The sequence below is a fragment of the Paenibacillus sp. A3 genome (assembly GCF_001399685.1).
GTDB lineage: Bacteria > Bacillota > Bacilli > Paenibacillales > NBRC-103111 > Paenibacillus_G.
Genome location: NZ_JTHN01000138.1, coordinates 23,415 through 47,306, shown reverse-complemented (window position 1 = coordinate 47,306; position 23,892 = coordinate 23,415). Strand labels below are relative to the sequence as shown.

The window sequence follows — 23,892 nt, the reverse complement described above, 5'->3', positions numbered from 1 at the left end:
GCCCGACCGTTTCCTCTGCCCATGACGGAATGTCCGAGCGATCCGTAAACGGCAGTTCGTTCGCTTCCGCCCCGGCTGTAAATGATCGCACTGGCTTTTGCGCCGCGAGGCGTATTGGTAAACAGCCAATTCTTCCGGATCGATAAGAATCGTTTGTTATTTTCAAGTAGGGTCGAATTCGTTTATCTATTTCAGGCCCGAACTGATGGACCCATCCCACATTTTCAGTTCAGCCAATAATACCACAGAGGAAGTTTTTGCACCACAACCTGATTTCTTATAAGAGTGCCCCCCTTTTGATGAAAGGGGATTAATGATCATGATTCAACCGGCAGTTCCGCATGTATCGTCACGGAACCATTCCCGCTCGTTGCCCAAACGCGTCCGCCTGCCCGTTCCACGATGTCGCGCACGATCGTAAGCCCAATGCCCGCACCACCGTACGCGCGCGAGCGTGAAGGATCAACCCGGTAAAATCGTTCGAATAAAAGCGTCAGATGCTCGGGAGCAATCTCTGCTCCAGTATTCGTAACCTCCACGCGGAGCATTTTAGCGTTCGCTTGCATCGATAAACGAACCGAATGACCATTCGGCGTATAGCGCATCGCGTTGTCGAACAGATTCTCAAATACGCGTACGGCGTGAACTTTGTCGATCATGACGCAGACCGGGGAGGACGGTACATCCTCTTGAAAAACAATTGCTTTTTCCTCCCATTTCGGCTTATACCTTGAAGCGGCTTCTTGGGCAACGGACCGGAGATCGACCGGATTTGAGGGAATGGCCGCTTTCAAATCGCTCTCCGCCACAGCCAGGCGGTGAATGTCCTCCACCAGAAAAACGAGCCGCTCCACCTCGTGGTAACATTTATCGAGCGTTTCGGGCTTTGCGGAGAGGACGCCGTCTCTCATCGCTTCCATATAGCCGCGTACCGTGGAAAGCGGATTTCTGAGCTCGTGGGCTACGTCCGCCACAAGGCTTCGCCGGAGCTGTTCGATCCTCTCGAGCTGCTTGCCCATTTGGTTGAATGAACGAGCCAAATCGCCGATTTCGTCGTTCGATCGAATCTCTGCCCGCACGGTATAATCCCCGCTCGCGACTCGCTCAGTCAGCTTCCGCATCCCGGACAAGGGGCGGACGATCGAACGGGTGAACATCCAGTTAATCCCAATGGAGAGGGGGACGATGACTAGACTGGTATATAGAAAATAACGCCCCGTAGCCGATTGGAACATGAGGAAATTTTGGTACACCATCAAGCGGTTTTCTTCTATCAGTTGAAGCGTGTACTGACTAAATCCGATGCTGATTCCGGCTGCCAGCAAAATTAAGACTAGCGCGTTAAGCGCCAGGAGCTTGTAAATGAGTTTGATTTTCACCGTTTATCCTTCCTTTAACCGGTAGCCGATGCTCCGGACGGTTTCAATGAGATCGAATCCGGGATCGGTATCACGGATTTTTTGCCGGATATTGCCGATATGCACATCCACGATGCGGTCGACAACATCTTTATCGCCCAGCGGATACAGCACGTTCAGCAAATGCTCGCGTGTACAAACTTTTCCTTGCATTTTGAGCAAGGTGATGACGATTTGCGCTTCCTGGTACGTGAATTGCAGGGGCGCTTTCTTCCAATAAAACCGATGGCTTTCGGAATCGTATGACAAATTCGCGTTATTGTTCAAAATGAGCCCCGACGCTTTCCGCTCCGACGTACGCATCCGGCGTAGAATTGCCTGCATCCGGGCGACGAGTTCTCTCGGGCTGAACGGTTTGCACAAGTAATCGTCGGCTCCGCGTTCGAAACCCCGGATTTTGTCCTCTTCCTCAATTTTGGCCGTAAGCATGACTATAGGCGCGCTGCTGATTTTGCGTATTTCCCAGCATGCCGTAGTGCCGTCCATGCAAGGCATCATAATATCCAGAATGATGAAAGATGGAGCCTCAGTTTTCACCAGTTCAACTGCTCGCTGCCCGTCGCTCGCGGCAAGCACTCGGCAGTTCAGTGCCTCAAAGTATTCCTGCAAAAACGAGACGAGCGAAGCATCATCGTCCGCAATCAGAATAGGACCTTCAAGCTGCAGCTTGTCCATCGGAACGTTCACCTCCACGGCTATCATTTTATCATACATGATGCTTTCGTGTTCTTTATATGATCTTTACAATTCTCCGTTACATTGGTCAAGAGCCCCGTCTTACGTTGGCTAAAAAACTTTTTCAGAGAGGCGATGAGTGAATGATGGTAAACAAAATGATAAAACCTGTACTTTTTGCCGGAATGGTACTTTCCGCTATTCAACCGGCGATTATTTTTGCTGCTGATAACAATCCGGCTTCGATCCCGGCTGCGGGAAACAACACCGTTGCGGCAATCCGCCCCTTTGACGGCGAGATTACCAATAACTCGTTGGCCGTAAGTCCCGACGAGCAAACTGCGGTTGTCTCGGATAGTCGTCAGCCATGGATTCGAGTCTATGATCTTGCCAAAGGAACTTTGCGTAAGGAGATCAGCGGCTTTGTCACACCAAGAAACATTATTTTCATTAACGGCGGTTCGCAGTTTGTCGTTTCGGATAGCACACTGGGCACCCTGCGATTTTACAACACGGAAGACCTGGTATTGAAGGATGAAGTTGCAGTAGGTCAAGGCGCATTTGGAACTGCTGTCACCCCGGACGGAAATACCATGTATGTCAACAATGAAGCCAGAAGTACAGTAACGGTTGTGGATCTCGGGCAGCATAAGACGACCGCTGTCATTCCGGGATTCTCCCAACCTCGTCAAGGGATAAAAGTATCTCCTGACGGTCGTTATGTGTTTGTTACTAACTTCAAGGGAGACAAGGTATCGGTTGTGGATGTCAAAACCAATGCAATCGTCCATGAGATCTCCGGATTCTCGATGATTCGAGCGATTTCAATATCCGCCGATGGCTCTACCATGTATGCGGCAAACAGCGGGCGTAATAGTATTGCCATAGTGGACATCTCGCAAGGCAAAATCATTGGCGAGGTAAAGGTTGGGCGCGATCCTTACGGCGCATCCCTTTCTCCTGATGGAAAGGTCCTTTTTGCCAGCAACAAGTTGGATAATACCATTAATATAATCAGCACCTCCGACAACAGCATCATCGGGACCATTAAAGGATTTTCAGAGCCCCGGCAAGCGATCAGCTTCAGCAAGGATGGAAACTTTGCTTATGTCCTTAATCGCGATCTCTCCGTTTCTCGAGTGGATGTGAAGGCCGGTATGATTCTCGATACTGTAAGCGATAAAGATGATACTTATTATGATGTCAAGGTCAATGTTAAAGGCAATCCGATTCAAAGTGAAGAGTATCCTTATTATAAATCCAAAGCCGACATCATTTATGTTCCTGTACGTTTCGTTTCAGAGGCTTTGGGTGCAACAGTGGAATGGAACAATGATTTTCAAACCACTCAAATCAACTACAACGGCAAAGTCTATTCAGTTAACGTAGGAGGTAAAACCGCATTGGCAGGCGATCAACAGATCCAACTCGATGGTCCGGTTGAAAAAAGTGGGGAACGCACCTTTGTTCCGTTAAGCTTTTTTTCGAAAGTCATGGGAGCCAGCGTAAAGTGGGATAATTCAAGCAGAACAGTAAATATTACGCCGGTTAATTAATGATATAAAACGAAGCCGAACAATTTATGGATCCATTCACCATCAGAAAGAACAGGTGATATTTCAACCTGTTCTTTCCTTAGCATATTAGCATCAGTATAGTTTTGTCATAATCGAATTTTATCGCCTGCCTGAAGCGGTTCGCTGCTTTCGGTGACGATTTTTTGCTGTTCGAATAATCCTTCGGTTACGGCCGATACGGATTCATTGGAATCGATAACAGTAACGGGCAGTTTCCGAATGTAAAATGCGTTGCCGAGCGGGCCGTTTTTTACCTCGATTCCAAACACATACTTTTCGCCGCCGTCATCGCGGATCGCTTTTTTGGGTACGAGGATCGCATCGTCCGTCACTTTCGTCAACTCGACTTGAGCCTTCTCGCCGCCTTTTAAATTCTCATTATTCAACGTAACCTGAACACGTTTCATGGAAACGTCCGCGCTTGTCCCATTCGATCCGCCGGCCTGATAGCTGGAAACCGCATTCTGAATTTGTTCAATTCGTCCTTCAACTTGAAGAGCCTGGCTTCCCTCCACCCGCACTTTCAAGCTCTCGCTCGATTGCAGCGAAGCTGCCATATGAGCCGGCGCAAGGAAATCAAACTCAAATCCGAGGCTTCCGTTGGAAATGAGTCCGATTTCATCCAATCAATCCGTCCCCAATGCAAGCTTTCCAGCCATTCATTTAACGTTCCGTTCCAGTCGAATACGATTTGCCATATCATCACAATGGATGCAACAGGTACAACCAGGGGCAATACAAAAGCGGTTTGCAGCCAATTCCGGATAAACAGCCGTTGGTTCAACAGATGGGCAAAAAATAAAGATAAAGCAATGATTAGCGGTACGCATAACCCGGTAAACAGAAATGTGTTTGCTGCCGCTTTGCGGAATGAGGCGCTCGCCAGCAGCGCCTCGTAATTGTGCAATCCAACAAAGGAGCCATCCACCGTACGATCCTGGAAAGAATAAAGAAATCCCATGGCGAATGGAATAATATAGAAAATGGCGAAGCCAATCAAGCTTGGCGACAGGAAGAGCGCAGCCACGGCCATTTCATTGCGTTCGTACCTCCAAAACCTCATCTTATTCATTCAGTACCGTGGTTACCCGATTTTGAATCAGCTTGGCCACAGCTTCCGGGGTTTTCTGCCCGCTGAAATAAGCAATGGATTCTTCCTGCACAATTTGATCGATTTTGTTAGTGCTCCGAGGCTTATAAACACCAATGATGGTTCCGAACACGAACTTCTCCAAAACATGATAGTTGGCTCCGTCCACGAACTTCTCCAAATCGTCAATATCCTTTTGGGTAATCTCGAATACTTGGTCTTTCATACGGCCGAGTTCTTGAATGGATTCTACCTTCCCCGTTTTCAGCAGCTCCTTGACGTTCTTTTTATAGGCAGCCTTATTAATGGAGAATCCGGCGCTTTTCGCTTGAGATTGCATTTCTTCGGATACCATAAACTTGACGAAATCCCAAGCTTCCGGTTTAACAGACGACTTGTTGTTGATACCGATCATCATATACGTCCTGAACGTGGCTCCGGATTTCCCCCCTTTCGGAACCGGACTCAAGTAGAGCTTCGACTTGTATGCAAGCTCGGGGAGCAAGAACTCGCTTTCCCTTAATGCGCGTATGTAATCTGCCGCTGAATTGATTTGAACCGATTTGAAAATGAGGGAAAATTCAGTTGAACTAATAATTTTATTGTCGTACAAGGATTTCACTTGCTTCATCATCTGAATAAAGTTGCTTGTATCAAAATTGGCTTTCCCATTGACTTGGTCCACATAGGAAGCATATTGGTCATTAACAAAATTAGACAACATGCGCTCGGGCGTAATTCCGCCTAAGGCATATCGATAATATTTTTTATCCGCATTATTGGTCAACTGTTTGGCGGTTTCGGAGAAATCGGCCCAGGTCCACTTCATATCATCGAATGTAACTCCGCTCTTCTCGATGAAAGTCTGGTTGCCCATTAAACCATAAACGAAAAAATATAGCGGCATCCCGTAAATTCCACCGTTGGCCTTAATCCCATCCAGCACGTTATTGAAATAGTCCTCTTTTTTAAATTCGGGGTCCTTGTCGATGATTTTGGACATATCGGTTAATAAACCTTTGGTGATGTAATCGGCTAAAGGCAATTGATCCAAATCGATAAGATCGGGACCTTTGCCGGATAGCATGGCCGTATTCGTCGTTTTGACGTATTTCTCCGAATCTTGTTCCGACTCGCCATCGTAAGATTGCAGCTCAATCGTAATGTTAGGATGCTTGGCTTCATATAGCTGCTTTGCCAGCTTATAATAATCGTGTGAAGAACCGGTAGAGAACACAATCTTTTTTTTCTCCGTAGTGGATGGGGGCGGCAACGTGGTTGTACTGCCGTCGCTTCCACTGGCTCTATTGCCGTTTCCGCTGCCGCTACCGGCATTGCTGCAGGCCGAAACGGCGACCATGGAGCAAACGGTTGTCAGGATGATCAAAGACTTCTTCATCGGGCACTTCCTCTCAATTACACTATGGTATTCACCGCGCTCGCGGTTCTCCATCAGTATAATGAGCCGATATATGAGAAGTTAGATGGACTTGTATAGAAGTTGTAAAATCATTTCCCCAAAAGTGATGAGAATGCTTCGAAGCTTATTCCTATACTTTCGGGGGAGCCCCCGTAATCCACAGGAAAATACCCCGAAAAACAACAAAAAACCGATCGCTATATGCAATCGGCATGGAAATCACGGATAAGGTTTTTTACGCTCGATATAGCTCAGCAGCGCCATAATATCTTTACTGAAACCGCTGACTTCGTTCATATGAAAGCTTACCGTAACACTGTATTTTAACGTTTGGTTATCCTTGCTCGTATAGAATACTTTTACTTCACCATCCATCCCCCACCGCGTCATGTCTTGATTCAGCGTCAACTCGGACAGCGGGTAACTTCCTTTTTCCTCAATGAATCGATTCGCAATATCGAAGACCTTATTATCTCTCACAATCTCCTGCGCGCGACTTTGTTTGCCGCCTGACCTCGAAATTTTGACGATATCGCCGTCTTTTGCATTCAGTACCACATCATAAACCTCATTGGGCTCCACGGATTGTGTCAGGGTTACATAATACAGGCCTCTTGGGATTTGATCGAGCAAGGAAGATAGCCCTTTTGGGATTCGATCCAGCAAGGCTTGGTCGCCGTAGTAAACTGCATCTTTCGGCTGCGGGCTGTTCAGCAGATCATTCAGCTTGTTCTGGTCTACGTACATCGATTCGAATCGAAGCTCATCCATTGTTACATTCATTTCGTAGTATTTATTGATCGCCTTTAGACTGAGCGTCTTCGCCGTTTCTTGAGAAAGCACGCCTTCATATTCCGGTTCGATGCCCGGGTTCTCTTTCATGATTTGTTTGACCATCACTTTATCCTTGGGGATAGCTTTAAACCAGCCTTCACAACCAGTCAACAGGACGAGGAATGCCAAGCACATAAACGCCGCAATCCATTTCTTCACGGATGTTCCCCGCCTTTCGATTGGATCGGAGCAAAGTCGACTTCAACGATCGTTCCCTGATTTTCATTGCCTGCAATATGAATGTTGGCATGGTGCAATCTGGCGACACTTTGGCAAATCGAGAGGCCAAGGCCCGCTCCGTTACTGCTTCTCGTTCTTGCTTTATCGGCCATATAGAAGGGCTCGAAGATTTTATCCCGATGCTCTTCAGCAATCCCGATGCCTTGATCGGCGATTTGAACAATATAATGGCTGCCGCGCCAGAAAGTATGCAGCTCAACGGTCTGGTTTTCGGCTGAAGCTTTGATCGCATTGTCTACGAGATTGAAGATCAGCACCTTTATCAGATCAGGATCGACAAGCAAGCTCCCTCCCTCGCAGTCCGTGACGATACGAACCCGCTTCTCCTTCGCCATGATCTCCAGCGCCGGCCGAATTTCGGCAACAATGGCTCCGAACTCATGCGGCTCCATTTCGAAGCATCCCTCTTGAAGCATAATCAAATCCATAAGCTTCAGCGATAACGATTCCAATCGTTTTCCTTCAGAATAAATGACGTTCAAGCCGTCAAGGAACAGCTCCTCGTTGTACTTGGTCGTCCTCAAAAAATTGGCATAGCCGATAATGGAAGTTAAAGGCGTTTTTAACTCATGAGTAAAATTATCGATGAATCTTTGCTTTTGCTGATTGAGCCGTTCAAGATCCGAAATTTTATCCTCCAGGACTGCCGCCATTTCATTAAAGTTGTCGGCTAATACGCCGATTTCGTCTCTGGACTTTAAGTGAACCCTTTCCGAAAAGCCACCTTGAGCGATGACCTGCGCCGTCTTGTTCAGCCGGTCTATGGAACGTGTCAATCCTCTGCTCACGAAAAACATAATCAACATAAACAGGAAGCAGGCCGCCAAATCCACCTTAAAGAAAAAATAATATTGATCCACCCGATTCTGATATACGGGAGTCACGTCTACCATGTAAGTAAACATGTAAGGTTTATGATTGATATTCGCCAGGTTCGAAGTGAAGAGAATCGTGCGCTGGTCAATGTCCCGCAAAATATAGCGAATTTCATTCGCGTCCAGCTTGTCCAGCTCGTTACGCTGAGCAGGCATCGAAAAATCCAAATTGCTAAACACCGGCCGGTTCGTTTCGTCCCTGATATCCAGGTACACCCGTTGATCGCTGTTTTTATGTATAAATTCATTGGCAATTCTCGTCAGTACCGATTTCTCGTAATCAATGGAGTCATAGATGCGCAAAATCGGTACAATCGCTTCGACGCTCGTATGGATACTCATATTTTGACTTATCGCGTTGTTGATTTCTTGCCCGAGCATCTTGTTATGGCTCCGCTCAATGACCATGATGGATGCTGCATGAAAGATGAGGAGAAATGCGAGGATCGTGAAGACATAAATTTTCTGCCAAAACTTCATCCACCTAGTCCTCCAGCCGGTAGCCCATTTTGTAAATCGTCTTGATATGATCTTGGAGATCCAATTTCTTGCGAAGCGATTTGATATGCATATCGACTGTTCTCGTCTCGCCATAATAGTCGTAGCCCCATACTTTTTCGATGAACTGTTCTCTGGAGAGGGCAATATTTTTGTTTTTCAGCAGAACGATGAGCAAGTCGTATTCCTTCGGCGTTAGCTCGACGGGTATCCCCTGTTTGATGACTTCCCTTTTGTCCAAATCCACTTGAATCGTTTGAAACGTCATCAGCCGCTCTTCTTTGCCGTATCTTCGCAATACGGTTTCGATCCGGGCCAGCAGTTCAATCGCTTCGAAAGGCTTGACTATGTAGTCGTCCGCTCCGAGCTTTAACCCATTGACCTTGTCGTATACCGAATTTTTCGCCGTCAGGAAAATGACCGGAATGCGGTAGGGCCGAATTTTCTCCATCAATTCGAATCCGTCCATATGCGGGATCATCACATCCAACAAAATGAGGTCGAACGGCGCCCGCTTCAGCGCCTCCAGTGCTTCCAAGCCGTCGTAAGCCTCGGTCGTCTCATAATTTACCAGATTGAGGTTCATTTTGATAATTTTTGAGATATGAATATCGTCTTCGACAATCAAAATTTTTTGTGACATGACCTGAGCACTCCTTGCGAGCAGTTCTTATGTTCTATAATAAAGAAAAACAGATTACGACAGCAAGTGCAACTGCGAGACGGAGGCAAACCGTTACCGGATCGCGACTTTCTTATTCACATCTCCTTTTTAAAAAAACTTATTTTCATAACATAAGCAATACGCCTTGATATTCGGATCAATCTACATCGCTAGCGTCCTCAATTCGGTTACCATACGAGTTTATCAAGTAAAGCCCACACCTGACTACTTGGTGTGGGCTTTTGATCAGCAAATTATGAAATTACTTTTGATAACGTGTTACCTATCCATAGTCTTCGTCTTTTTTAGGCACGAGCTTAGGTCGGTCTTTTTGGTATATTAATCCTTTTTAAATATTTTTTTAAAAGAAGGTTTCCATTCTGACAAATCCTGATAAACAAACGTTATATTGTCACATATTTTATCTGCAACTTCGTACATATGTTTTATATCATTAGCCGTAAATAATATATATCCTTTGCGCCCAGTACTCTCTACAATAGTTGGTATGGTGTCGCCCTCTTTTACTAATAGATCAATTAATACGACCTCGGATATGTTAGCTAACCCTTTATACTTGATTTCTTTTAAGCAACCTGGTTTTGGAATCAAGCTTAAAGACATAGCTTGACATTTTGAAGGTACACATCTAAATTCATCTATAGTCTTAGTAGCTAACGCATCATAATAGTATCCAAATTGAGATATGGCGGTTGTTAGTTCTACCATTTTCCAAATATTACCTCCTCCTATCCTGACTTGAGACTCTATGATTATTGGCTTATTTTGTTTGTCTATCTTTACCTCTGTATGAGTAATGCCGTCTTCCAGTTGCACGTCGTCCAAAAATAGCATTACTTTCTCAATGATTAATTTTTTTTGAGATTCATCTATAGGTGCCGGCATCATAGTATAGTTTATTATAAACGTATCTTCTTTAAATATTTCAGCTGATATAGCCAGTATAGAATGCTTTTTGTTATAAGAAACGGCTTCGACCGTATAAACTACGTCACCTTCAATGTACTCTTCCACTAAAATAGGTAATTGAATACCATTATCTTTAATAAATTCCTCTACGTCATCCCCCATGTCTAGCTTAGATACTCCTTTACCACCTGCGCCAATCGGGGGCTTCATTACAATACTACCTTTTTTGTTCAAAAATTCATCAATGTCTTTTATGTTGTTGCAAACGATCGAATCTATCGAAAAGTCTTTGCCTGCTAGAATTTCACGCATCATGTCTTTATTGCGGGTTATCATATTAGCGTTGTAAGAAGATCCTTTAACGTTAAAAATCTTTGCAATTATGCATGCCGTATCTAAGGCTACTTCGTTGAAAGATACAACCACATCAAACGGTTTCTCTTTGTACAATTCTTCAGCATAGTATACACACACGGGTATGTTTGTTGTGTCTATTTCTTTTTTATAGAAACACTTTTCTAAGATCGTTCTATCGAAATATATGTGTTTAGTGTAAGACCCTATATACGAAACAGTATACCCCCTGTCTAAAGCATCTTGTATAGGCTTTGTCCATCCCCCTATAAATAAAACGTGTGGTGTATTTTCTATGTCAGTTCCATTTAATACCTTATACATCATAATCATCTCCTCTAAATTGAACTCGTATATTCAATGTTGGTTCCTTTTAATACGCCTCGCCTTAACAACACGATTAAACACAATGTTGTTCCGAAGCCCCCTATAAATAACGTAGTTTGAAGCCCAAATATAGAAACTAAAAATGCACTAGCAAAACTTCCTAATGCCCAAGCTCCCCAATTAAGCGTACGCTGTACAGCATTTACTCTGCCTAGCATGTGACTTGGTGAGGCAAGTTGTCGTATGGTTGCAGCGTAAGGGGCAAATACACCTTCTCCCATACCATGTATGATACTTACAGCCACTATACCGTAAACGGTTCCCAAATATCCCATTATGGGTATAAAGGACAGACCCATAACTGATACAGTAGCGCTATAAATAAGCATTTTTGTATTATTAATTTGTTGACTTTTTTTTACGAGTATCGTATTGCCTATTAAAAATCCTACCGCTGCCGAACCTACAACAAAGCCTATTTCAAGTTCAGATAGACCCATTACCTTATAAAGGAATATTACTAAAATGCTATTTAGTATGTATTTAAAAAAACCGTAAACAGCGCCACAGCTTACAATTGGTTCCAATACAGGGTGGTTTTTAAAATATATCAAACCTTCATATATGTTTTTATATATGGATTTTATATTTACGTTTTTTAAAGAGCCCTCTGTATGCGGTTTAAACCTTGAAATAAATAATACACACACAAAACAAACAAAATACGTTACTGCGTCAACAGTGAATAGGCCTGTTAATCCAACTAGAGTAATAACGATTCCTGCTAGCATAGGACCAATTACTATAGCAAGAGACTCCGAAAGAGCTAGCCCCGCATTTCCTTTTTTTAAGTTGTCTTTATCTGTTAATATTTCCGGTAAAAAAGAAGGAATTGCAATGTTGTAAAACGTGGTAAATATTCCATTTAAAAACATGAGAAACACCAATAAAGGGAACGTTATTTTATTTGTTACAGCCAGTATGAATACTGATAAAAATAAAACGCCTTGACATATACTACAAATTAGCAAAACCTTTTTTCTATGAAGGATGTCTATCAAAGCACCGGCTACTAATCCGAAAATTAGGTAGGGTATGAATATAATCCCACGAAGCAAGGCAGCATTCGCCTCACTTGTTTTTAGCACCTCTAATGCAAAAAGAGGCAAAGCTACTACGGTAAACTGGGTACCTAACAAACTTACAGACTGTCCTAGCCAAAGCTTGTAAAAATTAAAATTTTTTTTATTTTTCATAATACCCCTCTCCATTAATTCAGATTAATAAATTACCAAGTTAGCCCATCTTGTGTGTTCGTTTACCACCACTGCCGTCCCCATAAAATAATCGTCAATAGAAAGCATTAAACTTCATATACTAACTTGAATTCTTTATATAATTCTAAGGTTTTTATCCAATAACTGTAAATTTTATATTTGTTTTTTTCAGACATATCTGTGTAATGCTCTGAAATCTTTGTTGTTTTTACTGCTTAATAGAATTTGTCATTGTATGATGCATCATTTTGTACGATAGCCCGCCATCTCTCATCAGTAAAATTGACTTCGTCTGTTTCTGTTGGCTTATTTTGTTTTTCTCATGTAGTCACCTCCACGGAAAACTAGTATAAACCAAAATTCATCATTTGTACGGATTTGGGAATATAAGAGCAAGATTACAAAATCAAATAAAAGCAATTATGATAAAAATATATTAGAGCTATGCATGGCAAAACAGGAGGAATTTCATGACAAAGCATATTAACAACACTGAATGGAATACTCCATATTTTATAGGTGATATAACTAGTAAAACGTATTGTTTTCCATTTTGCGGTTTGAAATGAAAAAGCGCCTCCTGTATGCTGGGTCTCGAATGTAGGCCACATTCATTGCCCCTAAATGAGGAGGACGCTCTAGATGAAGCATAACAATCTTGCAAACAGAATCAACGCATTGAACACAAAAATAGCCGGTGCGGACTGGCGATTCTTAAAGCAAATAATGCTTAAGGTACGATTTGGCTGGTATAGAATAAAAAGGTTATCAAATGCCGAACGAAACTCTCAGCAGATGATAACCTTTTGGGGTTTCAATAGCTACCCTCACAAATACATTACTGCGCCACTCCAAATACATTGAGTTCAGCCGCGCTGGTCCATTGGTTATTGTTTACCTCGCTTAAGGCACGCAGTCTAATATAGCGACCTGTCTTGGCTACAAAGCTGACCTCTTTCAAATTGGTATCATTTGTAAAGGCACCTGTAGCTACAGCTGTTCCCCAATTCACTCCATCATTACTGACGTAGAACTCATAGTTCTTGATCGTTCCATTCACTTGACCATCTTGTCTTGGCAGGTAGCGTAATTTGGAAATGCTATAGGTTGCACCCAAGTCAATTTGAATCTCGTGCGGCAATGGAACATCCGGATTCCAATCCGTGTGCCAATACGTGTTTATGTTTCCATCAAAGGCTTTCGTAGCTTCATGGTACAATCGATAGCTGTCTACATATTTTAGCGTCCAATTTGTTTGCGGGATCCAACTAGCTTCTCCTGCTGTAACTGTAGCTGCCACATTCATGGCGGAATTACTTGTGCTTGTCGTCGTGATCGTTACTCCCGAATTTACTCCAGCGTAGGTATTACTGTTCGGATTGGTGTTTGGACCAAAGGAAGCAGCATGATTGTTATTCGTGTAATAAAACGGGTCTTGGTATTCACTGACGGATTGCTCTATATCCATGAAAGGATGAGGATCATTAGTGCTATTACTCATGGATTCATCAATATGCCAAACCGCCATGCCACCAGAATTTGTTGGCAAGCTAGCATCATATCCGACTTTTTGTCGATTCTCAACTAAAAAATACGTATTATCCTTTAAAGGAATCTTTAATACATTATAGTTATTTGGGATGGCATTTAGAGTAAAATTGTTGGTTGCATTTACGACAGTTGGTGTTACAAACCCTAATTTTACTTTTGACCAGGCATCCATATGAACGGGTGTAGCTCCAAAATGTTCCCCTGGAAGACTAGTCCAAGCTCCATTACCCATTATACTTAGACGATCCACATGATTATTAGCTCCATATAGATCTGGAAGTCCTAAAGAATGGCCAAATTCGTGGCAAATCATACCAATCGTTGCCATATGTCCATATTGTATTTCACCCTGCGCCGTATACAATCCTGATACGGTAACACCATCATGATTTGTATTAGGAGCATACGACTGATGTGCCCAAATGTTTGGAGATGGTGGAGCACCAGCAGCTTCTTCATTACCAGCAAACACAGTTACAAGGTAGAAACCATCTTTGGAGTCGATGACTTTATCATTATTGGTATCAAAACTAGCAAAACTCACCGCGGGATCAGCTTTAGCCAGTGCATCTGTTATCACTGTAAAAGTATGTTTTCCCGAATAATCCGGATGAGCGTAATCTAATTTTACTTTAACCACCCCATCATTTTGCGTACCATATGATTCGGATGCTGGAGTGAGCTGTACTTTTCCATTACTCACTTCATTATAGTAATCCCTTACTGACTTTTGATTTGTAGAAAAGAATCGGTTGCTCCAATCGTTGTCGCTATATGCGATATCTACACCTGTAAACCCGATTAACAAAACAAGTAATTTTTTGGTTCCAGAAACTGGAGTAACAGTTCCGTCAATATTATCCAGTGATCCCGTAAATTCTTTCGGTTCTGAACGGTCAGATGAAGATTCTTCTTGTAACTTGCGTATGAGTTCCTGTTTTTTCTTTGCTTGAGGGTTGTATTCCTTTTCCCATTTGATCAAAGTTTTTTCACTTACCGCTTTCGTAGGCTTCTTATCAATTTTGTATTTTTTCCCTGTCGATTTCAGATCGTCTGCTGTAAGTTCAGCGTAATTCCAATACCCTTCCTGATCTCGTAAAATTACGTCGCCATCCTTTGTGCTTACCCAATGGAACCATTCATCTCCATGCACCGTAGCCTCAAACGATTCGCCTGACGGTTGCTCCATTTTAACAACCCCATCGTATGCTGGTGCGGCAAAACCGTTCGTTTGAAAGTACAAAACACAAATCAAAGAAAAAAGGGACGTGAACAGGAATTTAAAACTTCTTTGCATAAACCTTCCTCCTTTTAGAAGTTGTTAACATGTGGGAATGGTTTCCTCTATAGATTCATGAAGATCGCCCCACTTTTCAATGGTATGCGAAATACTCTTAATTACATTACGGTAAATTTTTAACAACGTGCAAAGTTTTTTGATAAATGAATTTTTTGTAAAATTAACTAATAAAACGGAATTGAGGAAGATCACATGTGAAGTTCTGTCAAAAAGCATGCTTTTTGAAACGTTGGAATACAGGTAGCATTCTGTATGTCATAAAGATATTTTTTGATTTCGCAATATTTCAATTAACTGATATACTTTTTGACATAAAAAATACAGGAAGGAGTTGACGTTTTTGAAACTAGGGTACGCTCGCGTTTCAGCCAAGGATCAAAATCCAGAACTATATCTTGATGCACTAGACCGATTAGGTCGGGATTACGACGGTATCATTCAGGAATGGAAGTATATTACCCGAGAGTTAAATGCAGATATTGTTGTAGACCGGAAAATAAAGTTTTAGATTGGCGGCAGGTATTAAACTAACTGGCAGGATAACCCCAATATGTGGTAGTATTTATATTGAAGTATACGTTGTAATTAGCAGCCCTAATATAAGTGGCAGTCGGCCTGAGGTGAACGAATGAATTTTAGATGTGAGTGTGGACAAAGAATACACGATACGACTGATTATTTATCCTATAAGGGATATTTACTGTCAGACCAAGATCAGTTTGATCTCCTGGACGAGATTGACGATGCTATTGAGAAATCGGGACCGTCATCTACAGATAAAGAAGAAGCTGCAATGAGAATCCGATCATTAATAAGCACACTTTTTAAAACGGTTTATCAGTGTTCCAATTGCGGTAATTTCTTCATTGATAATAATCATCCTAGTCTAGAAATGTTCAGGGGAGCTAATCAAGTTAATAAAAACTTATTGGTGTCAGCTTTAGGGGACAAGTGGAGAGGTTCTATATATGCGGAGTGGAAAGATAAAATTCCCGATTGGCAAACGTCCAATGGAACCCTATTTAACGAAACGAATTCAAGCTCTCTAACCGGCCAATTGGACGGAAATGGAAAATATAGTGATTGGGAAACCTTGGAGCAGGATTACTATCAGTTATTTAATGAACTGAAGAATAAGAATGTCATAAGGTATAGCCAATTAAAAAAGAACTATACAGTCATTCATTCATGGAGCTTACAAAAATAACTCCCCCTTTCTGAGGGTCTAAGAGCTTGGTCCACTAACGGGAAACTCTAGTTGAATAGACCCAGTCTAAAACCTCTTATTAGTAGCAAACTAGAATTAATTGCTCTAATAGGAGGTTTTACTATGATTTTAAGTGAACTTTGGAATCATTATGAGGCAGACAAACGAATCCAAGGATTTAGCCCGAATACATTGCGAGCTTATGCTTTACAACTGAATGTTCAACTAACGGGGACGTTAGTTGAACTTTGCTCAGCTGTGATTTACGAAAAGCGATCCCCTTGTAGAGAAAGGGAGAGCTCGCTTTTTATGCAACGAATTGCATAGCGTACGTTTTCCACGTTTTGTCGGCGGTAACCCAATATTGACAAACAGAATTAAATAGAGAAGGGAGATTACACTATGTCGGATGAAATCACAGTGCGCCCCGTCGCCTGGCCACCTGCCCCGATCATGACCGAGCGGCTCGTGCTCCGCCAGTCCGAGGCCCGGGACCGTGCGGCGCTGATCGACCTGTTCGCCTCACCAGAGGTGGGCACCTACGTCGGCGGCTCCAGACCGCGTGACGAGCTCGAGCGCGCGCTGCCCGAGGTGCCCGGGCAGCGCTTCGGCTTCTTCGTGGTCGAGCTCAACGGAACAACGATCGGCATGATCACGCTCGATCGGCGCGACCCGGAGCGTAAGGGTCACATCCGTCCAGAGGGCGGGGAGCCCGGACTCGGCTACATGTTCCTGCCGCAGGCGTGGGGACGCGGGTACGCCACCGAGGCGTGCGCAGCGGTGCTCGACTGGTTCGCCGACGCGCATCCCGGCGAGCCGGTGGTGCTCTCCACCCAGACCGCCAACGAGGCCTCGATGCGCGTCGCGGCGAAGCTGGGGTTCACCGAGGTGGAGCGGTTCGAGGACTACGGCGCCGAACAGTGGCTCGGTGTATGGTATCCGGGCACGCCGGCCGAATGAGCTCATGCCCGACAGCGCGACGGCTCGCCTAGGCCACCGATCGGCCGTCGGCCTTGGCGAGCCGCTTGTGCCAGTGGATACCGCTGGCTATACGGTCGCTTCGATTCCAAAGGAGTAACCACCTTAGAATCATCGCGTCCGCTGAACCAAGGATAGCATAAAGCCGGTTACACCCTTAACGTGGTGAAAACCGGCGTTTTTTTTTTGTCCAGAAGTCCTTAACGTTGTAAATCTGCGTTTTGCTGGCGGTACCCCTGGATAGTATGATTAAAGCACAAAAACCCGTAAGTGGCACTTTTTTTAAGTATCCATCTTACGGGTTACAGTCGATTATAACAAGCGCTCAACAAAATCCTGCATACGAACCACACTCTGTTCCACTCGGGCTTGTTCCGCCGCGAACGCCATCATATGGCTTTGCACGGAACGATGCGCTGATGTCAGCCCTTTGCTGCCGCCTCCTTCGCGCAAGAGCCGGAGGAAATCCCGGACCAAGCCGTAATCTCCGCCGCCGTGTCCGATATGTCCGCCCGCATCGGCCAAATCGATTCGCTCCGCCTTGTCGCTGCCGAAACGGAGAATTTCGATCTCGTTCTTCTCCATCGCGCCGCGAATCTCGCCCGTCGTTCCCATCAGCTTGATCGTCCGGCTAATTTCCTTCGTAAAGGCACTCATATGGAAAGCTGCAATAACGCCGTTCGCGAATGCCATATTCACCACTTGATGGTCGACGACATCGTTGTCGCAATGGTAGACGCATCGGCCATACGGTCCTTCCTGCAGCGCCTTGATTCGACCTTCATAGCTCCAATCATCGCTGATCGCCGAAGTTGGCCAGTCCGTATTTTCGGTCAAATACTGTTTCGGTGCGTAGTAAAGGCATTCTTCTGCGACGGGGCAGCCGTCCAGGCAGCGAAGGGGCGCTCCCTCCGGCGCTTGTGCAGAAGTAAAGTGGGACAAGGAGCCGAATGACGAAATGCTTACGCAATCCGATCCGGCCAGCCAGAGCAGGATATCAAGGTCATGGCAGGACTTCGCCAAGATCATCGGGCTCGATTCGTCCTTCCTGCGCCAGTTGCCCCGAACGAAGCTGTGGGCTTGATGCCAGTATCCGACGTTCTCATTGTGCGTGATCGACATCAATTGGCCAATGGCCCCTCCTTCCAGCAATTCCTTGATCGTAGCGAAGAAATTCGTAAACCTCAGAACATGGCATATCGAGAACACACAGTCAAGCTGCGCAGCTCGCGCTCCCATCGCCACGCATTCCTTCGCATCAGGGGACATCGGCTTCTCCAGCAGCACATGATACCCCGCATCCAGCGCTTTCATCGTCGGTTCAAAATGCTGCTGATCCTGGGTGCAGATGAAGACCGCATCCGCCATCTTCGGCTGTGCAAAGAGTTCGTCCCAATGGGTAAAGCACTTGTCGTCAGGAAGCCCATGTCTCGCTTGGAAATGCTCTCTCCGCTCCCTGTTCGGCTCTGCTACGGCGACGATTTGCATCTCATCCGGATACTGCTTCGCATATTCCGAATAATTCACGCCCCGAAGTCCCGCCCCAACCAATACCACAGTTACTTGCTTCATCATGATTTCCATCTCCCTGTATGCTGATCGTTCATTCCTTCACGCTGCCTACGGTCATCCCTTTGACGAAATATTTCTGCAGGAACGGATAGACGAGCATAATTGGCAGCGCCCCCATGAATATCTGCGCGGTCCGGAGCGTTTTCTCGCTTAAATTCTCCAAAGCCTTCAACTGGTCAAGCGACATTGAACTCATCTGTGAGTTGATAGCCGTTATGAGCGTAGACAAGTACGTCTGCAGCGGATAATGTTCGGGTGAATTCATATACAAGATGCCGTCGAACCAGACATTCCAGTGACCGATAACCGTGAACAAACCGATTGTCGCGATCGACGGAAGCGATACGGGTAAATAGACTTGCCAAAGGACCCGCCAATGACCCGCCCCATCGATGGTGGCCGCCTCGTCCAACTCTTTGGGGATGGCCCGGAAAAAGTTGAGCATGAGCACCATGTTCCACACATTCAATGCGCCAGGCAAGATCAACGCCCAGATCGAATCGATTAATCCGGTATTTTTCACAATCATGTAGGTTGGAATCAAGCCGCCGCTGAAGAACATGGTAACCGCAAAAAACCAAACATAGACCGTTCTGTACTTGAACTTGTCATTAGACTTGGCTAAAGGGAATGCTGTAATAAAGATAAGAAACATATTGACGGCTGTGCCGAGAACGACCCGCTTCAGAGAAACCCACAAGGAGCGCAGGAACTCTACCTTTTCCCCCAGATAAATATAAGCATCCAGGGAGAAGCCAACAGGCCACAGCTTCACTTCGCCGGCCATTGCGGCTGTATTGGAGCTAAGCGAGATGGCCAGCAAATGAACAAATGGAATAATGGCCAGTACGGTAATCAAGGTCAAAAAGATCGTGTTCAACAACACAAACATCTGTCTGCTTGCCGAAGATTTATGGATCACGTCACTCCCTCCTTAGAAGATTCGATAATTGTTATATTTGTACGCAGCATAGTAGGCGATAGAGACCAGACCCAGGGAAATGACGGACTTAAATAGACCGACTGCCGCAGCGGGGCCGAATTGCTGACTGAACAAGCCGAGCCGGTAGACGAACGTGTCGATAATGTCCGCGCCTTCATACACCGTCGGATTGTACATGATCAGGATTTGCTCAAAGCCTGCGTTGAGAATATTCCCCAGACTCAGGACGCCCAGCAAAATCAGCATCGGCAGCATACCGGGCAAAGTGATATGCAGCATCTGCTTCCACCGGCCCGCGCCGTCCACTTCCGCAGCTTCATACAAAGTGCCGTTAATTCCCGTGATTGCGGCCAACATAACGATCATATTGTAGCCCATGCTTTTCCAGACATCCGAACCGATGATGATGCCGCGGAACCAGCCGTTATCCAGCATAAACATGATTTCCTTAAGTCCCAAAAAGGATAATAAGCTATTTACCGGTCCATTCAATGAGAAGATTTCAATCACAATCCCTCCAAGAACCGTCCACGACAAGAAGAATGGCAGGAAAATGGTCGATTGCACAAGCCGCGAGAACCATCGCTTCGTCACCTCATTGAGCAATAAAGCGAGAATAAGCGGGACAAGCAGGAACAGCGCGATTTTGAAGATAGAGATCAGGATCGTGTTCCAGAAGACTTGTTTGAAATCCGGCAAATGAAACACATACGTAAAATTGCCCCACCCCACCCACTCCGATTTAAAAAAGCCTGACAGCGGCTCAAAATTTTGAAAAGCCATGACGAGTCCGGCCATTGGACCATACGAATAAATAAGTGTCAGAATCACTCCTGGAATCAGCATGATATGCAGCGGATACTCTTTGCGAAAAGTTCTCATGGTTGGACGAACCTCCTTACACATTGGTACAAAACGAGAGGAGTCGCTGGCTCCCGCTCCCCTCGTCACTATACGTTCATTTATTTCACAGCTTGCTCGTTGTACCATGCATTCACTTCTTCAGTTATTTTATCGCCGCCAAGCGTTTTCCAGCTCGCTACGAATTTATCGAAATCGTCAACAGGTGCGCCAAGAATGATTTTGTTAAAAGACTCCAGCATCAGCTTATCAAGCTGACCGCCTTTCTCAACCATGGTAGGGGTCGGTGTTCCGTAGAATTCATTCACCACAAACTGGCCCTTCTCACGAATCTTGCGCGTCAGGCCCCAGCCGCCATCTTCCGCCGCACGACTAAAGTACAGTCCCCAGTTCACGCCCCGCGATGCCGTTTGGGTATCATTCGCCTGCAAATCCAATGTCGCTTTCAGGACATCCTGTATCGTTTTATAATCCGGACTATTCACCGTAATTTTTGTTTGTTTGGCCGCCAGCGCTTTGTTTACTTCCGTGTAAATGGTTTCAATTTGAGCCGGATTTGATATTCTTGGCATGAACCAATTGTAGACGTACCCATTCTCCGGTTTATTCTTATCCATATATTGAGGCTTGCCCATTTCCAAGTAGAAATTCAACATTTTCACGATTGCTTCGGGGTTCTTCAACTTTTTATTGACGGCGTAGACTTTCTCGCTGCGCAGTTTTGGAACAATGGATTTCCCTGGCTGTCCATCCAGCGTAGGAATTTGAACGGCGATCCAATTCGCTTTCGGGTCTTTATCCACACTGAGATTGAGCGGCCAGTTTGGATACCACCATTCCCCATAGGAGATCCCTACTTTACCGGCCGTGATGTCCTCTACCACTTTATTCTCGTCTTTGAGCGCAAACTCTTTGTCCAGAATACCGTTCTTATACCAGGATTGGAGCTTCGCCAGCGCAGGCTTCATCTCAGGCTGAATCAACCCGGGAACAAGCTTGCCGCTGCTGTCTTTAATCCATGCGTTAATATTGTCTCCTACCGAAGGATAAGCGCCATAGGCATTGAAGAACCCGCGCAAATCAAATCCCCAGAAGAAAGGCTTCTTCTCCAGCGCGATGCCGTAGGTATCCTTCTTCCCGTTCCGATCCGGATCGTCATTCACAAAAGCGGTCGCAACCTTTTCCAGCTCATCGATCGTCTTCGGCACTTGAAGGTTCAAGTTATCGAGCCAATCTTTCCGAATCCACAGCAACTGTGTGCCAAGCGCCGGATCCGTAAAATCTGGAATGGCCATCAGCTTGCCGTCTCTGGTTACCGTTTTCATCGCAAACCCGCCATCGGACTCCATATATTTCTTCAGATCCGGCGAGGCGTATTTATCATACGCTGCGGTTAAATCCGCCAGCATATCTTGCTTCCGAAGCTTCTCATAATCCTTCGGACTAAGCTCCATAATGTCCGGCAAATCTCCCGATGCCAACGCAAGCGAGAACTTTTGTTCATATTGATCTTTCGGCACCGTCCATTTATATTTCACATCGATATTCAACATATCCTTGAGGTCTTTGAGATAACTGTTCTGATCAGGCGTAATCCCCTTCGTGGTTCTAGGGTCTTCGGGCGTGCTGAATCCAAGCACTTCCGTAACAACGACAGGCTCCGCATATTTGCCTAGCGGTTCTGGCGCCGCAGTGACGGCGGAACCTCCGGATGCCACAGGAGTCGCAGAACTCACTGACTTGTCTCCCCCTTGGCTAGAGCACGCCGACACCATCGATACGCTGGCAGCAAGCAGCAAAATCATTCTCGTTTTTCTAAATGTATAATGCTTCATATTGGAAACTTTCCCCCTAGTAAAAAGTACTATCCATGCAGGTCGCTTTGCCTATTTATATTGTAAGCCCGGCCAGAAACCGTTTACAATTTCGAATCCTTTACATTGCCTTCACTTTATTGACCTATTGCAGGTTACGGTATTCCTGCGGAGATTTTCCGGTCATCTTTTTAAAGAAGGTAGCGAAGTAAGACGGAGAGTCGAACCCTACGCGAAGCGCAATTTCATTTAGCTTCAAATGGGGATCTGACATCATCGCAATCGCAGATTCAAGCTTAAAGGATTTTATATATTCAATCAGGTTGTGCCCTGAAATTTGCTTATAGTAACGAGACAAGTAGGAAGGGTTAAGATGCACTTCCTCTGCGATCGCCGTCAGCGACAAGTCTCCTGCGAGATGCTCTTCAATATAACGATGAATCTGATCCAGGAGTCCCTTTTTGAAAGCATCCTGCTGAATCCCTGCCAGCTTAATCTGTATACTCGATTTATCCGTTGTACGCTCGTAATCAACAATGACCATTCTCTGACCAAGCTGAACTCTTCGACGGATTAGAGAGCGGATCATTTCTACTTGCTCGCGGGTCTGGTCCCAGCGGTTCATGATATTCCCCGAAATGCCAAATGACATCGATACGTCCAGTATCTCTTCGCACTCATTCTGAACCCGTTCCAGCACCCCTCGCAAATAGGCTACAACACGGTGCCCGTTCTCTGCAGCATCCGCTTCATCCCTTAGCCGGTCTACTAATTCGGCATTCGGTTGCAGGAACCATACGATAAGGTGTCCGTCATATAAGGTGTATTCGCATCCGATCGAAGGGGGCAGCAGCTTGCCAAATATCGAACCTGCCGCCTCCAGCAGCTTCATCGTGATCCCTTCCTGCTGATCGGCATATCCAATGAGAATAAAGGAGGGACGGTCCAAAGCAATGGCGAAATCCAAATCCGCATAGCGCTCTTCTCTCAGTAAAGCAGGTAATTCTTCACCTCGCAGCACCGATTCCAGCAGTTCTTTCTTCAACAAGGATTCAACGATCCGCAGATGCAATTGCGCCTTTTCCTGTTGAAGCCGACTCCGGTGCTCTTCCTCCAGTTTGACAATGGCCCCTCTTACCGCTTCGAAGATCGGTTCGACCCCTTCGCTCTTCAAGATATAACTATCGACATTCTTGCGAATGGCTTCATACACGTAGTTAAACTCACTATATCCGGTTAAGAAAATCATCCGGCACGAAGGCCAGTAATAGGCGATCTCATCGACTAACTGTAACCCATTCTTCTTCGGCATCCGAATATCGCTCACGAGAATATCCAACTTCGTTCGCTGCGCAATCTCAAGCGCCTCATCCGCAGAATACGCCTTGCAGATATCCAATTCAAATTCTTGGCGGTCCTGTAAAAGCTGAACCAGTCCGTTCGCGATCACCGGCTCGTCATCTACAATTAACAATCGATACATGGCA

18 protein-coding genes and 3 pseudogenes are annotated in these 23,892 nt (G+C 45.2%); 4 read left to right on the top strand and 17 right to left on the bottom strand.

Annotated features, from left to right (window positions below):
• Positions 1 to 317: 317 nt before the first annotated feature.
• Both QJ48_RS21010 and QJ48_RS21005 read right to left on the bottom strand, forming a co-directional pair.
• Positions 318 to 1,379, bottom strand: coding sequence for a cell wall metabolism sensor histidine kinase WalK (locus QJ48_RS21010; RefSeq protein ID WP_054975462.1), 1,062 nt, complete (start codon positions 1,377 to 1,379; stop codon positions 318 to 320).
• A gap of 3 nt (positions 1,380 to 1,382) precedes the next feature.
• Positions 1,383 to 2,132, bottom strand: a complete 750-nt coding sequence (locus QJ48_RS21005) for a response regulator transcription factor (RefSeq protein WP_054975461.1) — start codon at positions 2,130 to 2,132, stop codon at positions 1,383 to 1,385.
• 104 nt (positions 2,133 to 2,236) lie between these two features.
• On the opposite strand from QJ48_RS21005, the gene QJ48_RS21000 reads away from it, so the two are divergent.
• Positions 2,237 to 3,649 carry a stalk domain-containing protein gene (locus QJ48_RS21000; protein ID WP_054975460.1) on the top strand — a complete coding sequence of 471 codons (1,413 nt, stop codon included), beginning with the start codon at positions 2,237 to 2,239 and terminating at the stop codon, positions 3,647 to 3,649.
• Between the two features lie 107 nt (positions 3,650 to 3,756).
• Here QJ48_RS21000 and QJ48_RS20995 read toward each other — a convergent pair whose 3' ends face one another.
• The 10 genes and pseudogenes from QJ48_RS20995 to QJ48_RS20950 form a co-directional block, all read right to left on the bottom strand.
• Positions 3,757 to 4,296 (bottom strand): hypothetical protein, encoded by a 540-nt coding sequence (locus tag QJ48_RS20995; protein ID WP_237762996.1) that lies wholly within the window; start codon positions 4,294 to 4,296, stop codon positions 3,757 to 3,759.
• Positions 4,287 to 4,742 (bottom strand): annotated as a pseudogene (locus tag QJ48_RS20990) (carbohydrate ABC transporter permease); the annotation flags it as partial. The gene QJ48_RS20995 and the pseudogene QJ48_RS20990, both read right to left, overlap by 10 nt.
• A complete protein-coding gene (locus tag QJ48_RS20985) occupies positions 4,735 to 6,213 on the bottom strand; it encodes an ABC transporter substrate-binding protein (RefSeq protein WP_237762994.1) in 1,479 nt (492 codons plus the stop codon). The pseudogene QJ48_RS20990 and the gene QJ48_RS20985, both read right to left, overlap by 8 nt.
• Positions 6,214 to 6,399: 186 nt before the next feature.
• Positions 6,400 to 7,173, bottom strand: coding sequence for a hypothetical protein (locus QJ48_RS20980; protein ID WP_054975458.1), 774 nt, complete (start codon positions 7,171 to 7,173; stop codon positions 6,400 to 6,402).
• Positions 7,170 to 8,609, bottom strand: a complete 1,440-nt coding sequence (locus QJ48_RS20975; RefSeq protein ID WP_054975457.1) for a cell wall metabolism sensor histidine kinase WalK — start codon at positions 8,607 to 8,609, stop codon at positions 7,170 to 7,172. Before QJ48_RS20975 ends, QJ48_RS20980 begins: the two co-directional genes overlap by 4 nt.
• Positions 8,610 to 8,613: 4 nt before the next feature.
• Complete coding sequence (locus QJ48_RS20970; protein ID WP_054975456.1) at positions 8,614 to 9,270, bottom strand: response regulator transcription factor; 657 nt, start codon at positions 9,268 to 9,270, stop codon at positions 8,614 to 8,616.
• A gap of 360 nt (positions 9,271 to 9,630) precedes the next feature.
• The gene (locus QJ48_RS20965; RefSeq protein ID WP_054975455.1) at positions 9,631 to 10,899 is read right to left on the bottom strand and encodes an ATP-grasp domain-containing protein; all 1,269 of its coding nucleotides are present in this window, start codon (positions 10,897 to 10,899) and stop codon (positions 9,631 to 9,633) included.
• A 14-nt stretch (positions 10,900 to 10,913) separates the two neighbouring features.
• Complete coding sequence (locus QJ48_RS20960) at positions 10,914 to 12,158, bottom strand: MFS transporter (RefSeq protein WP_054975454.1); 1,245 nt, start codon at positions 12,156 to 12,158, stop codon at positions 10,914 to 10,916.
• 239 nt (positions 12,159 to 12,397) lie between these two features.
• A pseudogene (locus QJ48_RS38860) lies at positions 12,398 to 12,463 on the bottom strand (AraC family transcriptional regulator); the annotation flags it as partial.
• A 554-nt stretch (positions 12,464 to 13,017) separates the two neighbouring features.
• Entirely contained in the window at positions 13,018 to 15,027 is a 2,010-nt protein-coding gene (locus tag QJ48_RS20950; RefSeq protein WP_054975452.1) for a M6 family metalloprotease domain-containing protein, read from the bottom strand.
• 343 nt (positions 15,028 to 15,370) lie between these two features.
• Here QJ48_RS20950 and QJ48_RS38855 point away from each other — a divergent pair.
• The 3 genes and pseudogenes from QJ48_RS38855 to QJ48_RS20940 form a co-directional block, all read left to right on the top strand.
• A pseudogene (locus QJ48_RS38855) lies at positions 15,371 to 15,517 on the top strand (recombinase family protein); the annotation flags it as partial.
• 141 nt (positions 15,518 to 15,658) lie between these two features.
• Complete coding sequence (locus QJ48_RS20945) at positions 15,659 to 16,237, top strand: hypothetical protein (RefSeq protein ID WP_237762993.1); 579 nt, start codon at positions 15,659 to 15,661, stop codon at positions 16,235 to 16,237.
• A 402-nt stretch (positions 16,238 to 16,639) separates the two neighbouring features.
• A complete protein-coding gene (locus tag QJ48_RS20940) occupies positions 16,640 to 17,197 on the top strand; it encodes a GNAT family N-acetyltransferase (RefSeq protein ID WP_054975451.1) in 558 nt (185 codons plus the stop codon).
• Positions 17,198 to 17,527: 330 nt separating this feature from the next.
• Here QJ48_RS20940 and QJ48_RS20935 read toward each other — a convergent pair whose 3' ends face one another.
• The 5 genes from QJ48_RS20935 to QJ48_RS20915 form a co-directional block, all read right to left on the bottom strand.
• Complete coding sequence (locus QJ48_RS20935; protein WP_054975471.1) at positions 17,528 to 18,787, bottom strand: Gfo/Idh/MocA family protein; 1,260 nt, start codon at positions 18,785 to 18,787, stop codon at positions 17,528 to 17,530.
• A gap of 31 nt (positions 18,788 to 18,818) precedes the next feature.
• The gene (locus QJ48_RS20930; protein ID WP_082420610.1) at positions 18,819 to 19,706 is read right to left on the bottom strand and encodes a carbohydrate ABC transporter permease; all 888 of its coding nucleotides are present in this window, start codon (positions 19,704 to 19,706) and stop codon (positions 18,819 to 18,821) included.
• 15 nt (positions 19,707 to 19,721) lie between these two features.
• Positions 19,722 to 20,612, bottom strand: coding sequence for a sugar ABC transporter permease (locus tag QJ48_RS20925; RefSeq protein ID WP_054975450.1), 891 nt, complete (start codon positions 20,610 to 20,612; stop codon positions 19,722 to 19,724).
• Between the two features lie 80 nt (positions 20,613 to 20,692).
• Positions 20,693 to 22,426: an extracellular solute-binding protein gene (locus QJ48_RS20920; protein WP_054975449.1), complete on the bottom strand. Its 1,734-nt coding sequence runs from the start codon at positions 22,424 to 22,426 to the stop codon at positions 20,693 to 20,695.
• Between the two features lie 124 nt (positions 22,427 to 22,550).
• Positions 22,551 to 23,888 carry a response regulator gene (locus QJ48_RS20915; RefSeq protein ID WP_054975448.1) on the bottom strand — a complete coding sequence of 446 codons (1,338 nt, stop codon included), beginning with the start codon at positions 23,886 to 23,888 and terminating at the stop codon, positions 22,551 to 22,553.
• Between the last annotated feature and the right edge of the window lie 4 nt (positions 23,889 to 23,892).

Bases quoted from the DNA above. Each gene is read 5' to 3' on its own strand.
- QJ48_RS21005 (WP_054975461.1), bottom strand. From the start codon at position 2,132: ATGTATGATAAAATGATAGCCGTGGAGGTGAACGTTCCGATGGACAAG.
- QJ48_RS21000 (WP_054975460.1), top strand. From the start codon at position 2,237: ATGATGGTAAACAAAATGATAAAACCTGTACTTTTTGCCGGAATGGTA.
- QJ48_RS20985 (WP_237762994.1), bottom strand. From the start codon at position 6,213: ATGGAGAACCGCGAGCGCGGTGAATACCATAGTGTAATTGAGAGGAAG.
- QJ48_RS20975 (WP_054975457.1), bottom strand. From the start codon at position 8,609: ATGAAGTTTTGGCAGAAAATTTATGTCTTCACGATCCTCGCATTTCTC.
- QJ48_RS20970 (WP_054975456.1), bottom strand. From the start codon at position 9,270: ATGTCACAAAAAATTTTGATTGTCGAAGACGATATTCATATCTCAAAA.
- QJ48_RS20965 (WP_054975455.1), bottom strand. From the start codon at position 10,899: ATGTATAAGGTATTAAATGGAACTGACATAGAAAATACACCACACGTT.
- QJ48_RS20960 (WP_054975454.1), bottom strand. From the start codon at position 12,158: ATGAAAAATAAAAAAAATTTTAATTTTTACAAGCTTTGGCTAGGACAG.
- QJ48_RS20950 (WP_054975452.1), bottom strand. From the start codon at position 15,027: ATGCAAAGAAGTTTTAAATTCCTGTTCACGTCCCTTTTTTCTTTGATT.
- QJ48_RS20945 (WP_237762993.1), top strand. From the start codon at position 15,659: ATGAATTTTAGATGTGAGTGTGGACAAAGAATACACGATACGACTGAT.
- QJ48_RS20940 (WP_054975451.1), top strand. From the start codon at position 16,640: ATGTCGGATGAAATCACAGTGCGCCCCGTCGCCTGGCCACCTGCCCCG.
- QJ48_RS20935 (WP_054975471.1), bottom strand. From the start codon at position 18,787: ATGAAGCAAGTAACTGTGGTATTGGTTGGGGCGGGACTTCGGGGCGTG.
- QJ48_RS20925 (WP_054975450.1), bottom strand. From the start codon at position 20,612: ATGAGAACTTTTCGCAAAGAGTATCCGCTGCATATCATGCTGATTCCA.
- QJ48_RS20920 (WP_054975449.1), bottom strand. From the start codon at position 22,426: ATGAAGCATTATACATTTAGAAAAACGAGAATGATTTTGCTGCTTGCT.
- QJ48_RS20915 (WP_054975448.1), bottom strand. From the start codon at position 23,888: ATGTATCGATTGTTAATTGTAGATGACGAGCCGGTGATCGCGAACGGA.